The 13,983-nt window shown below is 63.1% G+C and carries 14 protein-coding genes; 7 read left to right on the top strand and 7 right to left on the bottom strand.

Annotated features, from left to right (window positions below; genetic code table 11):
* Positions 1 to 103: 103 nt before the first annotated feature.
* The 3 genes from XALGPE39_RS04490 to prmB are packed head-to-tail and all read right to left on the bottom strand — an operon-like array spanning position 104 to position 3,180.
* The gene (locus XALGPE39_RS04490; protein ID WP_045727162.1) at positions 104 to 1,147 is read right to left on the bottom strand and encodes a D-glycerate dehydrogenase; all 1,044 of its coding nucleotides are present in this window, start codon (positions 1,145 to 1,147) and stop codon (positions 104 to 106) included.
* Positions 1,140 to 2,243: a chorismate synthase gene (gene aroC / locus XALGPE39_RS04485; protein WP_045728960.1), complete on the bottom strand. Its 1,104-nt coding sequence runs from the start codon at positions 2,241 to 2,243 to the stop codon at positions 1,140 to 1,142. The genes XALGPE39_RS04490 and aroC overlap by 8 nt, the downstream gene beginning before the upstream one ends.
* 10 nt (positions 2,244 to 2,253) lie before the next feature.
* A complete protein-coding gene (prmB, locus tag XALGPE39_RS04480) occupies positions 2,254 to 3,180 on the bottom strand; it encodes a 50S ribosomal protein L3 N(5)-glutamine methyltransferase (RefSeq protein WP_045727161.1) in 927 nt (308 codons plus the stop codon).
* Between the two features lie 85 nt (positions 3,181 to 3,265).
* On the opposite strand from prmB, the gene XALGPE39_RS04475 reads away from it, so the two are divergent.
* A complete protein-coding gene (locus XALGPE39_RS04475; RefSeq protein WP_045727160.1) occupies positions 3,266 to 3,919 on the top strand; it encodes an SCO family protein in 654 nt (217 codons plus the stop codon).
* Complete coding sequence (asd, locus tag XALGPE39_RS04470) at positions 3,916 to 4,764, top strand: archaetidylserine decarboxylase (RefSeq protein WP_045727159.1); 849 nt, start codon at positions 3,916 to 3,918, stop codon at positions 4,762 to 4,764. Before XALGPE39_RS04475 ends, asd begins: the two co-directional genes overlap by 4 nt.
* A 203-nt stretch (positions 4,765 to 4,967) precedes the next feature.
* Here asd and XALGPE39_RS04465 read toward each other — a convergent pair whose 3' ends face one another.
* Positions 4,968 to 6,581, bottom strand: coding sequence for a transglycosylase SLT domain-containing protein (locus tag XALGPE39_RS04465; protein ID WP_045727158.1), 1,614 nt, complete (start codon positions 6,579 to 6,581; stop codon positions 4,968 to 4,970).
* A gap of 202 nt (positions 6,582 to 6,783) precedes the next feature.
* On the opposite strand from XALGPE39_RS04465, the gene greB reads away from it, so the two are divergent.
* The 4 genes from greB (at position 6,784) to XALGPE39_RS16070 (ending at position 8,689) form a co-directional block, all read left to right on the top strand.
* A complete protein-coding gene (greB, locus tag XALGPE39_RS04460) occupies positions 6,784 to 7,290 on the top strand; it encodes a transcription elongation factor GreB (protein WP_045727157.1) in 507 nt (168 codons plus the stop codon).
* Positions 7,291 to 7,410: 120 nt separating this feature from the next.
* A complete protein-coding gene (locus XALGPE39_RS15495) occupies positions 7,411 to 8,073 on the top strand; it encodes a dienelactone hydrolase family protein (RefSeq protein WP_045728959.1) in 663 nt (220 codons plus the stop codon).
* Positions 8,074 to 8,082: 9 nt separating this feature from the next.
* Positions 8,083 to 8,490, top strand: a complete 408-nt coding sequence (locus tag XALGPE39_RS15490) for an HIT family protein (protein ID WP_045727156.1) — start codon at positions 8,083 to 8,085, stop codon at positions 8,488 to 8,490.
* A gap of 31 nt (positions 8,491 to 8,521) precedes the next feature.
* Positions 8,522 to 8,689 carry a DUF5668 domain-containing protein gene (locus XALGPE39_RS16070; RefSeq protein WP_012915497.1) on the top strand — a complete coding sequence of 56 codons (168 nt, stop codon included), beginning with the start codon at positions 8,522 to 8,524 and terminating at the stop codon, positions 8,687 to 8,689.
* Positions 8,690 to 8,839: 150 nt separating this feature from the next.
* On the opposite strand, the gene dcd is transcribed toward XALGPE39_RS16070, so the two are convergent.
* The 3 genes from dcd to XALGPE39_RS04430 all read right to left on the bottom strand — a co-directional run bounded on the left by dcd (position 8,840) and on the right by XALGPE39_RS04430 (position 10,977).
* On the bottom strand, positions 8,840 to 9,406 hold the full coding sequence (gene dcd / locus XALGPE39_RS04440) for a dCTP deaminase (protein ID WP_045727155.1): 567 nt from the start codon (positions 9,404 to 9,406) through the stop codon (positions 8,840 to 8,842).
* 128 nt (positions 9,407 to 9,534) lie between these two features.
* Positions 9,535 to 10,386: an iron-sulfur cluster carrier protein ApbC gene (gene apbC, locus XALGPE39_RS04435; protein ID WP_045727154.1), complete on the bottom strand. Its 852-nt coding sequence runs from the start codon at positions 10,384 to 10,386 to the stop codon at positions 9,535 to 9,537.
* A 267-nt stretch (positions 10,387 to 10,653) separates the two neighbouring features.
* Positions 10,654 to 10,977 (bottom strand): hypothetical protein, encoded by a 324-nt coding sequence (locus tag XALGPE39_RS04430; RefSeq protein WP_152624815.1) that lies wholly within the window; start codon positions 10,975 to 10,977, stop codon positions 10,654 to 10,656.
* Positions 10,978 to 11,168: 191 nt separating this feature from the next.
* Here XALGPE39_RS04430 and XALGPE39_RS04425 point away from each other — a divergent pair, with 191 nt between their 5' ends.
* On the top strand, positions 11,169 to 13,931 hold the full coding sequence (locus tag XALGPE39_RS04425) for a TonB-dependent receptor (RefSeq protein ID WP_045727152.1): 2,763 nt from the start codon (positions 11,169 to 11,171) through the stop codon (positions 13,929 to 13,931).
* The last annotated feature ends 52 nt before the right edge of the window (positions 13,932 to 13,983 follow it).

The raw sequence follows: 13,983 nt of genomic DNA, 5'->3' as shown, positions 1-13,983 counted from the left end.
GGGGATGTTGGATTCGCAGGAAAAATGTGGAGGAAAAACCGCCGTACTGTCAGATGGATTCGGGGAACCTGCCATGCACATCGCACGGACCGCCGCAGGCTCCCTATCGTTTTTTGTCCACTATCGCAGACGCGGCGTTGACCGAAGCCGCCGCCGTGATCGCATCCAGGTTCAAGGCATTGGGCGGATGTCCCGCGTCGGCACCAATGCCCAACGCAGCAAGCAAATTGTCTACCGCCAGCACCACCATCGCGCGACGGGTCGCCGCGCTGGCGCTGCCGATATGCGGGGTTAGCACCACGTTGCGCAGCGCCAGCAATTCCGGACGCACCGTTGGCTCACCTTCGAACACGTCCAGTCCCGCCGCGGCCAGACGCCCCTGCGCCAAGGCATCAGCCAACGCAAGCTCATCGACCAGACCACCGCGGGCGATGTTCACCAGCGTCGCCGTCGGCTTCATTTTGGCGAGCGCGGCGGCATCGATAATGTGGTGCGACTGCACGCTGTAAGGCAGTACCAGCAGCAGATGGTCGGCACGCGCCAGCAGCGCGTCGAAGCCGACGTATTCGGCGCGATGCGCTTGTTCCAACGACTCCGGCAGACGACGGCGGTTGTGGTACAGCACACGCATCGAGAAGCCGGCGGCGCGACGCGCGATGGCCTGACCAATCCGGCCCATGCCGAGGATGCCGAGGGTGCTGCCATGCAGATCGGCACCCAGCATGGTCTGGAACGACCATTGCCCCCAGTGTCCCTGGCGCAACCAGCGCTCGGCTTCGGTGATCCGCCGCGCGGCGGCCATCAATAGTGCGAAGCCGAGATCGGCGGTGGTCTCGGTCAGCACATCGGGGGTATTGGTGGCGACGATGCCGGCGGCGCTGAGCGCATCCAGGTCCAGGTTGTTGTAGCCCACGCCGACATTGGCAATGGCGCGCAAGCGCGGTGCGTCGGCGATCTCGGCAGCGCCGATGCGCTCGTTGAGGGTGACCAGTGCGCCATCCAGCGGTGCCAATGCAGCGGCCAGTTGCGCCGAGGTGTACGTGTTCACCGTGGTGGTGGTGGTCAGCGCGCAATGCGCGTCCAGCCGAGCGACGACATCGTCGAACAGCGGCTGGCTGACCCACACCCGTGGGCGCAGGTCAGCCATCGCCAGTGCCGGGAATACGCGGCCCGACCTCGCCGACGTCGCCGCACTGCGCGCGGTGACGTAGCGCTTGATCCATCAACACCAGCGCCATCATCGCCTCGGCGATCGGGGTGGCACGGATGCCGACACAGGGATCGTGGCGGCCGGTGGTGATGACATCCACCGTCTGCCCGTCCACATCCACCGTGGCGCCGGGCAAACGCAAACTGGAGGTGGGCTTGAATGCCAGCGAGGCCACGATCGGCTGGCCGGTGGCGATACCGCCGAGCACGCCGCCGGCATGATTGGATTGGAAGCCGTCGGGAGCGATCAGATCGCGATGCTCGGTCCCCTTCTGGGTGACCACCGCGAAGCCGTCGCCGATCTCCACGCCCTTGACCGCATTGATGCTCATGAAGGCACCGGCCAGTTCGCCATCGAGCTTGCCGTAGATCGGCTCACCCCATCCGGGCGGTACGCCGTCGGCGATCACCATGACCCGCGCACCGATCGAATCACCGGACTTGCGCAGCGCGTCCATGTACGCCTCAAGCGCCGGCACCTGCTCCGCATGTGGCCAGAAGAAATCGTTGCCCTCCACCGCGTCCCAGGCAAAGCCTTGCGGCAGCAGATCCCCCAACTGCGCAAGATACCCGCGCACGCTCACGCCATAGCGCTGCGCCAGCCACTTCTTCGCGATCACGCCTGCAGCCACGCGCATCGTGGTTTCGCGTGCAGAAGAGCGGCCGCCGCCACGCGGATCGCGAATGCCGTATTTTTGCCAGTAGCTGTAGTCCGCATGTCCCGGACGGAACTGGCGCGCGATATGCGTGTAGTCCTTGCTGCGATGATCGGTGTTACGGATCAGCAGACCGATCGGAGTGCCGGTGGTGCGCCCCTCGTAGACACCGGACAGAATTTCGATCTCATCAGCCTCGCGCCGTGCCGAGGTATGCCGGCTCTTGCCGCTGGCGCGGCGCTGTAGATCGTGGGTGAACTCGCTGGCATCAAGCTCCAATCCAGGCGGGCAGCCATCGATCACGCAGCCAATGGCCGGCCCGTGCGATTCGCCGAAGGTGGTCACAGTCAATAGGGTACCGAAGCTGTTCGCGCTCATGGCTGTGGCATCACCGATGTGCGGCCAGCGCGACGATACGCGCGTGGTGCGCAACCAGGGCGCTGCGCTCCACGGCGAAAATGCCCATCTGCCCGACCTTGAATTCGATCCAGGCGAAGTCCACTTGCGGCAACAACTGCACCAGCGCACGCTCGGATTCACCGACTTCGCAGATCAACACCCCATCCTCGCTGAGATGCGCTGGCGCGTCGCGCAGGATCTTGAGCACCAGATCCAGACCATCGTCGCCGGCACGCAGGCCCAGTTCCGGCTCGTGCGCGTACTCCGGCGGCAGTGCGTCGGTTTCGGCATGGGTGACGTAGGGAGGATTGGTGACGATCAATTCGTAACGGCGCCCGTCCAGCCCAGCGAACAGGTCGGATTTGACCAGCGCGACGTTGTCGGCAAGCAAGCGTTGTTTGTTTTCCGCAGCCAGCGCCAGCGCGTCGTCGCTGATGTCGACCGCATCCACTTGCCAGTCCGGGTTGTAATGGGCCATCGCGATGGCGATGCAGCCCGAGCCGGTGCATAGGTCCAGCGCGCGGCTCACCGCACGCCCGGCCAGCCACGGCTCAAAGCCAGCCTCGATCAATTCGGCGATTGGCGAACGCGGCACCAACGCACGCGGATCGCTTTTGAAATTCAATCCAGCGAACCAGGCTTCGCCAGTCAGGTAGGCGGCCGGGATACGCTCGGCGATGCGACGTTCGAACAGCGCCAGCACCTGCGCCTTCTCCGGCGTGGTGACCCGCGCACTGCCATAGGCTGGCCCCAGATCGTGCGGCAGATGCAGCGCGTGCAGGACCAGCTGGGTGGCCTCGTCCAGCGCGTTGTCGTAGCTGTGACCGAAGCTCAACTCGGCGGCATTGAAACGGCTGGTGCCGTAGCGGATCAGGTCGATGAGCGTGTGGAGTTCGGCGGCCGCGTCGGCAGTCATGGCAACAAGCAAGGCGATTGAGACCCCGATTATAGAGGCCCGACCGCTATGATGAGCGTTCGTTGCATGGGAAATCAGCATCCGTATGTTCAATCGCACCTTCGGCATCGTCCTGGTGGTTGCCCTGGCCGCTGGCCTGGGATTGCTGCTAGCGCAAAGGTTCTTCATCGGCGGCCCCGCCCCGGCCTGGCCGCAAACCCGCACCGTGACCCTGTATCCACAGCCGCGGGCCCTGCCCGAGGTCCATCTACGCCAATCAGACGGCAGCGCGCTGATGCTGCCCAGCGCGCTGAAGGGCCATTGGACACTGCTGTTCCTCGGCTTCACCGCCTGTCCGGATGTGTGCCCCACCACGCTGGCGATCCTGGCCCGTGCGCAGACGCAATGGCAGACGATCCCGGACAGCGTGCGCCCGCGCGTGCTGTTCGTCTCGGTCGATCCGCAGCGCGATACGCCGACGCGGCTGGGCGAATACGTGCACGCCTTCCACAAGGACACGCTCGCCGCCACCGCCGACGTACCCGAACTGGAACGCTTCGCCACCTCACTGGGCTTTGTGTTCCAGAAAGTACCCGGCACGCATTTCGCGCAGAATCCCAATGACTACAGCATGGACCACTCCGCCGCGATCGCGGTGCTCGATCCGCAGGGTCGGCAAGCTGGATTGATCCGCCCACCGTTCGACGCGGCGGCGATCGCAGCCGATCTGCAAGCGCTGACCAAGACCACCACACCATGAGCCTCACGACCCGTTTGACCTACGTGCTACCGCATCGGCTGCTGTCGTCGCTGGCGCGGTGCCTGGCGTATTCGCCGCGACCAGCACTGAAACAATGGCTGATCGACACCGTGGTACGCCGCTTCGGCGTGGACCTGAGCGAAGCAGCGCAGCCCGATGCGCGCGCCTACCCCACCTTCAACGCCTTTTTCACCCGCGCATTGAAGCCTGGCGTGCGTGTCGCCGATGCCGATCCACAGACGCTGCTGATGCCGGCGGACGGCCGCATCAGCCAACTCGGCCAGATCGAGGATGGACGCATTTTTCAAGCCAAAGGCCAGTCGTTCACTGCCGCGGAATTACTCGGCGATGCCGCAGCCGCAGCGCCCTTCGCCAATGGCCTGTATGCCACCGTGTATCTGTCGCCACGCGACTACCACCGCGTACACATGCCCTGGACCGGCACCCTGCGCGAGACTGTGCACGTGCCGGGGCGCTTGTTCAGCGTCGGCACCGATGCGGTGCGCAACGTGCCACGACTGTTCGCGCGTAACGAGCGCCTGGTCTGCCATTTCGAGACCGACTTCGGGCCGATGGTGTCGGTCATGGTCGGCGCGCTTTTGGTATCGGGTGTGGAAACGGTGTGGAGCGGCGTGGAAATCCCGCGCTACGCCGAGCGCATCACCCGCAAGGACTGGCGCGGCAAGGGAATCACCGTGCCACGATTCGAGGAGATGGCGCGCTTCAACTATGGCTCCACAGTCATCGTCCTGCTCCCGCCCGGCGTGGCCGCGTTCGACCCAACGCTGACGGCGGAATCGCCGGTGCGGCTCGGCCAAGCGCTGGCACGACGGCTGCAGCACTGAAGCACGACAGCGGTAGACGGCCCGAGGTTGCGTCGAGAAATCCGCATCGCCCCCATCACATCCAAACCAATCGCTCCGGACTGTCGCCTCAGCGCCAGTCAGCGAACGAGGCACTCGAAAAGAAAGTGACTGGCGACCTTCTGGTGCAAACTTCAGGCGCACCACCGGCCTGAAGCAACCAGGTCAACGGCTATTTTCAGCGACTATTTTTCACAGCCGGACAGTTTCAGCGACTGCCCCGGCTTCAACGCATAACCAGGCGCACGCAAACCGTTGGCCTTGGCCAACTCCTTGATCTCGCAGTCGTGACGGTCAGCGATCTTACCCAGCGTGTCGCCCTTGCCGACGCGATAGTTTCGCACCGGCTTCTGCTTCTCCTTGGGCTTGACCGGTGCCGGATGAGCACTGCCCGCAGTGGTCCGCACACCGGCGACCTGACTGACATCGCCCACTGCAACATTGCCGGTGAAATCTGCAGTCGGCGCACTGCGACCACTGCGCACGGCGGCATTGACGTCGGCGGTGATCAGCGCGCGGGCCAGATCGGCGCGCGGGCCGCTCACGCAGTAACGGCTGTACAGGCCAACGATCTTGGTGGTGGCGTTGAGGGCGACCCCGGCTGGAATCCAACCATCGGGCTCGTAACGCGGGTTGAGATTGCGCAACACCCGCATATAGCCCTCGCGGGTGCCATCGCTGCCCAGGCAGATGGTCAGCTCGTAGATGGTGGTGGCTTTGGTCAGACGCAGGATCGCCGGTTGCGCATTGACCTTGGGGAATGCCACGCCGTACTGCTGCGGATGCAGGAAGATCCAGGCGGCGGCGATCACCATCGGCACATAGTCCTTGGTCTCAGGCGGGAACTGGTTGTACACCGCCGCATCCCAGAAACTACGCCCTTGCATCTGGTTGAACACCCGCGCGGCGCGACCTTCGCCGCCGTTATAGCCAGCCAGCGCCAGTTCCACGTTGCGATTGAGTTCGGCCATGCGCTCGTTGATGTAGGTAGCGCTGGCCTCTGCGGCACTACGTGCGTCGTAACGGGTATCGAAACCGCTGCCATCCGGGCCCAGGCCGAAACGGCGTCCAGTGGCCGGCATGAACTGCATCAGCCCAGCCGCACCCACACGCGAACTGGCGTGCACACGACCGTTGGATTCTTTGGCGATGATGCCAAACAGCAGCGCCTCGGGCAGGTTGCGCTTCTCCCATTCCGGCCACATCACCGCGCGCAGGTTCTGGTAGTTCTCATAACTGCTCATCAGCGACGGACGCATGTCGGTGAGCCAGCGACGGATACCGGCCTGCACTGCCGGGTTGTATTCCACCATCGAATCGAAAGCATGACGCTTGTCGTTGAGCAGACGCGCCGCGCGCAATGCCTCTGGCACGTCGGCGGCCAGCGGACTGATGTGATCGGGATCGGCCTGCAACGGCTGTGCGTCGTCGGTAGCGACATCGGCATCGGCATCACTGGCCGCACCTTGCGCATCGGTCTTGGCCTTCAGCAGACGCTTGTATGCCCCCAGATAGGTACCGACCTGGCAATTGCGCAGCTTGATGCAGGCCTGGATCACATCCTCGATATCCTCCAGCGCGGCATCACTCTCCTGGGTGCCCTTGGGGTCGTTGTTACCGACCCGCACCATGGCATCGTTGTAGCGCTTCTCTGCGGCGGCAAGACGCTGATCGAGAACCGCCATGGCGGCCTGATCGCGAGCGGAGACACGAGCAGCATGGGCAGCGGGGACGGCACAGAGCAGCACCATGGCGGCCCCGACGGACCACACGTTGGAGAGGCGGAACGTAAGGGGCATGGCGGAACGCAGCGACGGAAAGGGCGCAGAGTAGCCCCCGTGATCGCATCGCGGCAAGCCGATGACGATTGTTGTGCTATCTGCGGAGGGACAACGTTCATCGCCGCCCACTCCGTGCCGACCAGCCCAGCAGCACACACAGGTGCGCACGCCAGACACACGCGCTAGCATCGCCGCTTTGCTTCTGCGTCATTACATCCCGATGAGCCGCTGGCGCCCTCCTGCCGAAAAAAGCACCGCACTGATCACCCCGGAAGGCCATGCCCGACTCAAGGCAGAACTGGACGAGCTGTGGCGCCTGCGCCGCCCGGAGGTGGTCAAGGCGTTGGCCGCAGCTGCGGCCGAGGGCGACCGCTCGGAGAACGCCGAATACACCTACCGCAAAAAGCAATTGGGTGAGATCGACCGCCGCGTGCGCTACTTGAGCAAACGCCTGGAAGCGCTGCGCGTGATCGCCGGCGCTCCATCGGACCCGCAAGCCGTGTTCTTCGGCGCGCATATCGCACTGGAAGATGCCGAGAGTGGCGAACGACGCCGCTACCGCATCGTCGGCCCGGACGAAACCGACGCCGCGCGCGGCTGGATCAGCATCGACTCGCCGCTGGCGCGGGCACTACTGAAAAAACGCATTGATGACGAGGTGGAAGCGCTGCTGCCCGGTGGCCACCATAGTTTCGTGGTGGTGGCGGTGGAGTATGGCGCGACTTGAAACTGCGACGCCAACGCGCCGCATGTGCCGATCCAACCGACCTCAGAGTACCCGCAAATCCAGTGGCGAACCCCCGTCCCAATGGATAATCCCCCGCATCGTCCGCCACAGGAGCGCAGCATGGGCCACTGGATCACTCTCGCCACCGCGCACGGCCAGGTCTGCGCCTGGCAAGCTCAGCCCGACGCCACACCACGCGCCGGCTTGGTGATCATCCAGGAAATCTTCGGCGTCACCGCCTACATCAGCGAAGTCGCCGAGCACTATGCCGCCCAGGGCTACGCGGTACTGGCGCCGGCACTGTTCGACCCAATCGAGAAAGACGTGCAACTGACATACGATCAGGACGGCGTACACAAGGGCCGGGAGTTGGTCGGTGCGCTCGGCTTCGAGCGGGCCTTGGACATCGTGCAGGCCGCCGCCCAGGCGCTGGCCCCCGCAGGCAAGGTCGGCACCCTCGGCTACTGCTGGGGCGGCAGCGTCGCATTGCTGGCGGCACTGCGCCTGGGCCTGCCCTCGGTGAGCTACTACGGCGGGCGCAACACCCAATTCTTGGACGAGACGCCGAAAGCACCAGTGCTATTCCACTTCGGCGCGCACGACCAGAGTATCCCGGCCGAAGCGGTGCAGCAGCACCGCGAGAAGCTGCCGCAGATGCAGACCTTCGTGTATCCAGCCGGGCACGGCTTCGACCGCCACGTCGATCCGCATCATCACGATCCCGACAGCGCCGAGCGCGCACGCGAACGCAGCCTGACGTTCCTCGCCGAGCATTTGAGTTGAGCCACCACCATGGCTGAGTTCGTACTGGATCCACGCCTGGACGCCGACAGCGCGTTCGTCGCCGACGGACCGCTATCGCAGGTCCGGCTGATGGACGATGCCCGCTTCCCATGGCTGCTGCTGGTGCCACGGGTGGCCGATGCCCGCGAGTGGATCGACCTGGATGGTGCTCAGCAACGTCTGCTACTGGCCGAGATCAATCAACTCTCGCAGTTACTGCGCCAGGAGCCGGACGTGCACAAGCTCAATATCGGCGCACTGGGCAACGTGGTGGCGCAGTTGCACGTGCATGTCCTGGGACGGCACCCGGACGATGCGGCGTGGCCGGGGCCGGTCTGGGGCAGCGGCCCAGCACAGCGGCTCCCCGCCGATCTGCTGCAGGCGCGTGTCGCCGCCTGGCGCCAGCGGCTACGATAAGCCACCTTAAATTTGCGGAAACCGCACTCCAATGAAATCCAATGCGATCGCCGCTATCGTGCTGATCCTGATCGGCCTGGTGTTCCTGGCCAACAACCTAGGCTGGACCCATCTGAGCCTGGGCCGATTGATCGCCACCTGGTGGCCCGCGATCCTGGTCGCGGTCGGCGTCGGCATGCTGTTCGGTCGCGGCAAATAACCGCGACTGTGCTGGCCGCTGACACACGGCGGCCAGCACGAGGAATCAGCGGGGAACGTTGACTCCTGCGGCACCAGCGCTCGGATCGTGCAGGCAGCGCTTGTCTGGCAAGCGCTCGCCGCGACCGGCCATCGAGATCGAGAGGAAAACTCAGGTTCTCGGCAACGTCACGCCGGTCTGGCCCTGATACTTGCCGCCACGGTCCTTATAGCTGGTCTCGCAGACTTCGTCGGACTCGAAGAACAGCATCTGCGCGACACCTTCATTGGCATAGATGCGCGCCGGCAACGGCGTGGTGTTGCTGAACTCCAGGGTCACGTGCCCTTCCCACTCCGGCTCCAGCGGGGTCACGTTGACGATGATGCCGCAGCGCGCGTAGGTACTCTTGCCCAGGCACACCACCAGCGTACTGCGCGGAATACGGAAGTACTCCACCGTGCGCGCCAGGGCGAAACTGTTGGGCGGGATGATGCAGACATCCGACTCGATGTCGACGAAACTGCCGCTGTCGAAGTGCTTGGGATCGACGATGGTCGAATTGATGTTGGTGAACACCTTGAATTCGCGCGAACAACGCACGTCATAGCCATAACTGGAGGTGCCGTAGCTGACGATGCGCTCGCCGTTGACCTGTTTGATCTGGCCCGGTTCATACGGCGCGATCATGCCGTGCTGTTCGGACATGCGGCGGATCCAACGGTCGCTCTTGATGCTCATGGGGAGTCCTGATGCCAATGGCGGCAGGCCGCAGCCTGGAAGCCGGAAACGCGACCGACGCCGGAAGCGGGCCGCAACGACCGGCGATTCTAGCCGGTCGCAGGCCATTCGCGGAGGCACCTCGCCCTTCAGCGCAACGTTGCGGCAATCGGGATGGCCGCGCGTGGCCGCTTGCGCAACTCCTCGACCAGACGCTGCGCCGTAGCCAGATAGGCCTGCGCCGCCACCGACTCCGGTGCCGCCACCACGATCGGCGTGCCTGCATCGCCCTGCTCGCGGATCGAGATCTCCAGCGGCAGCGCCCCCAGCAGCGGCACTCCATACTCCTGCGCCATACGCTGGCCACCGCCTGCGCCGAACACATGCTCGACATGGCCGCACTGGCTGCAGGTGTGCATCGCCATGTTCTCGACAATGCCCAGCACCGGCACCTCGACCTTCTCGAACATCTTCAGCGCCTTTTTCGCATCCAACGTGGCGATATCCTGCGGGGTGGTGACGATCACCGCACCGGCCACCGGGATCTTTTGCGCCAGGGTCAACTGGATGTCGCCCGTGCCCGGCGGCAGATCGATCAGCAGGTAGTCCAGGTCGTCCCACAGCGTGTCGGCGAACAACTGGGTCAACGCCGAGGTGGCCATCGGCCCGCGCCAGATCATCGGCGTGTCCTGGTCCACCAGCAGGCCGATCGACATCGCCTCGATGCCAAAAGCCCGCATCGGCTCGATCGTCTTATCGTCCGGGCTGTCCGGTCGCCCACTCAACCCGAGCATGGCCGGCACGCTAGGCCCATAGACATCGGCATCCAGCACCCCGACCCGTGCCCCCTGGCGCTGCAGGGCCAAGGCCAAATTGACTGCGGTGGTGGACTTACCCACCCCGCCCTTGCCGGAGCCGACAGCGATGACATTGCGGATACGGGGATGCGGCGCGAGTTTGGACTGGACGGCGTGAGCGGGAAGGCGGGGATGTTCGGTCATCGGGAAACTCATCGAATGAAATGAAGCACCTGCACGCAGAACCCCTGCGCGGCAAGCGGGAGACGGGGGACAAGACCGCGCAGCGGCCATGGCGACTGACCCTCGTGTCGCGACGCGACGGGTCAAACTGACACGCGACTATACAAGTGCGAGGCATTGGCCATCCTCGGCGATCCGCCTCGGCAACCACGTCGGCTGCGCAAATTTGCGCAATCGGCGGTCGAACGCCCCGTGTACCGACGCGATAGCCCGACGCGGACACGTTGATCAAAACGGAGCGAGGATGGCGCGCAGGGCAACTGTGGTCATCGTCACGCGCTGCTCTTGCCCTATCCGGAAGAAACAGGCTCCCCAATCTGGTGCGCGCCATGCGTCACCCACAGTCACCCACAGCATCTCCATAAACACATCCATCAGGACGACCGAGATCGCTCGCTTTCTCGCCCAACCCACCCATTCAGCATCCTGTACATGCAACGCCCCAACATGATGCGAATCAGCCATCAGCCGCACGTCATCGGCTGTTGCATCGATGTTTGCCATCGCATCCAGACATATGCGGCCCGTAGACAAAAAAGACGATGTCGACATGCAGGCATCCGTTAAGTCCGTGTTACGTTTGGTCGCATCGCCGGAAGCGATCCCACTTTCGACACACATGTCGTGGCACGAGGCCGAGTCCCCCCTCTCATCGATTGATTTTCGGGAATAGAAACATCATGACTGCTCGTCACACTCGTTATTTTCCCCATCGCCCGCTCAGTGCCGCACTGCTCTCGGCCATGATGGTCCCCGTCGCATTCAGCGCCCTCGCCCAGGACAGCGGAACCGACGGCAAGTCGACCGACAAGGCGACGAACCTGAGCAAAGTCACCGTGACCGGCTCGCTGATTCCACAGGCTCAGATCGAGATCGCCACCCCGGTCACGACGATCAATGCCGAAGAAATCAAGGCACGCGGCTTCAGCAGCGTCGCCGACGTGCTGCAGAAGAGCTCCTTCGCCACCGGCGGCGTGCAAGGCGGGCAGAGCTCGGGCACGTTCACTCAGGGCGCGAAGTCGGTCAGCTTGTTCGGCCTGCCGCAGGGGTACGTGAAGTACCTGATCGACGGCCGTCCGATGTCGAACTATCCCGCGCTCTACAACGGCACCGATACCTTCAACAACATCAGCGGCATTCCGATCGACCTGATCGACCGCATCGAAATCCTGCCAGGCGGCCAGTCGTCCCTGTATGGCTCCGACGCCATCGCCGGCGTCATCAACGTGATCCTCAAGAAGAAACTGGACGGTGCGGTGTTCAGCATCCGTGGCGGTGGCTACTCCGAAGGCGGCGGCAGCAACTTCCGCACGACCTTCGCCGATGGCTGGACCTCCTCCGACGGCCGCACCAGCCTACTCGGCGGCGTGCAGTACGAGGAAAAGGACCCAATTTGGGGCTACCAGCGCGACCTGACCAAGCAGTACAACACCCATGGTTACTCCCGACAATTAGTGGGGCGCGACTTTTTGGTTTACGGCCAGAACACCAGCTACAGCTTCCAGGACCCGGCCAGGTGCCAGAACCTCTCTCGCCTCTTCGGCGGCACCGAAACCTTGCAGCGCAGGGTCGGTTTTGGCGATGAATATTACTGCGGCTCAGCATACAAGCCTGGTTATGCCACCCTCAGCAACGGTCTCAAATCCGCGCAAGTTTACTTGCATGGCACTCACGACATAAATGACAACATTCAACTCTACGGCGACACGCTCTATAGCCACGAAGAAACCAAGTATCACCCCGGGGCTAGCTTCATCTTTTGGACCACATCGGCGGATTTAGGCTATTACTACGATCCCAATATAAACGACCTCGTCAATATGCAACGGAGTTTCGCGCCAGAGGAAATGGGCATCAATGGCATCAAAGACACCATGAATCGCGACAAGAGCGAGTCGATGCGTGTCACTTTTGGCGCAAAGGGAACCCTCGGCCAGTCGAATTGGGACTACGATGCCGGCGTCACGTACACCCAGTACAAACTCCAAGAAAACAGCGCTATTCGCTATAAGAATCCAGTCGATCAATTTTTCATCAATAAGGTTCTCGGGCCGCAACTCGGCGTGGATCCGATCTACGGCACCTACCCGGTCTATTCGCCGAACTACGCGGCGCTGTACCAACCGCTCAGTCAACAGGAGTTCGCCAGCTTCACCGGGCGTGTCACCAACAAGAGCAAAACCTCCGACGGCATGCTGCGCCTACAAGCGACCGACGCAAAGCTATTCAGCCTGCCGGGCGGTGACGCCGGCTTGGCCGTGGTCGGGGAATACGGCAAGCAGAAATGGGACTACAACCCGGACCCTGCGATCCTCAACGGTGATATTTGGGGCATGACTTCGGTAGATGGCGGCGGCCAGCGCGACCGCTACGCGCTGACATCGGAATTGCGCATGCCGGTCTTCGCCCCACTGACCGTCACCCTGGCTGGCCGCTACGACGCGTTCAAGGCCAGCGGCCACACCATCGACAAGCCGACCTACAGCGTCTCGCTGGAGTACCGTCCTTTCGAATCGCTGCTGCTGCGCGGCAAGTACGGCACCGCGTTCCGTGCACCGACCCTGTCCGACCTATACCAGCGCAAAAGCGGCTATTACAACACCGTAACCGACTACTATCAGTGTGCACAGCGCGGCTACCTGCCGGGCAACACCGATAATTGCCCACAACAATATTCGAGCGCCCAGTTCTTCGGCACGCAGTCCGGCAATTTGGGCCTGAAACCGATCAACGCCACCGTGTGGAGCGCGGGCTTCGTTTGGTCGCCCCTGGATCGCATGGCTCTCACCATCGATTATCTCAACTGGAATATCAGCGATGAAGTCACCCTGCAAAGCGCCGATGCGCTGAGCCTACAGGACTACCGCTGCCGCGCTGGCATCGACTCCCCCACCTCGGCACTGTGCCAGGCGGCCGAATCGCAGGTCGCTCGCGATTCGGCGGGCAACCTCGCCACGATCTATACGCCGAAGATCAACATCTCCAACCAGAAACTGGAAACCGCCATCGCCTCGTTCCGTTATGGCTACGATCTGGGCCGCTGGGGTGACCTGAGCACCGTCACCAGCTACACCCAGAACCTGCGCCACAAGTACGTGCGCTACGCGGGCGACAGCCCGGTGGATCTACTCAACGATCCGTACTGGAGCAGCGATCCGAAGCGCAAGGCCGATACGGCGCTCACCTGGGAAATCGGCGACTTCACGACGACTTGGTATGCCAATTGGTTCGACAAGACGCCCAACTACGCTGCGACATTGGACGCCACCGGCTATGCTGGGAAGCGAGCTGCAAAACTTCCCTCACACATCACCCATAACGCCAGCATCACCTACAAGGCGTTCGAAGGCATGGAGCTGTCGTTGATGGTGACCAACGTTTTCAACAAGATGCCGCCTCTCGATAAGTCCTATCCTGGCAGCACCTATTGGGCGTACAACGATTACAACTACGACGTGTACGGTCGCGCGTACTACCTGGAAATGCATTACGCGTTCGGCAAGTAAGCCGATACGCACAATCAAAAAAGCCCACCCGCGCGGGTGGGCTTTTTTACCT

It is taken from the genome of Xanthomonas sp. GPE 39 (assembly GCF_000963005.1).
In the GTDB taxonomy this organism is placed as follows: Bacteria; Pseudomonadota; Gammaproteobacteria; order Xanthomonadales; family Xanthomonadaceae; genus Xanthomonas_A.
This window is presented reverse-complemented; position numbering and strand designations above follow the sequence as displayed.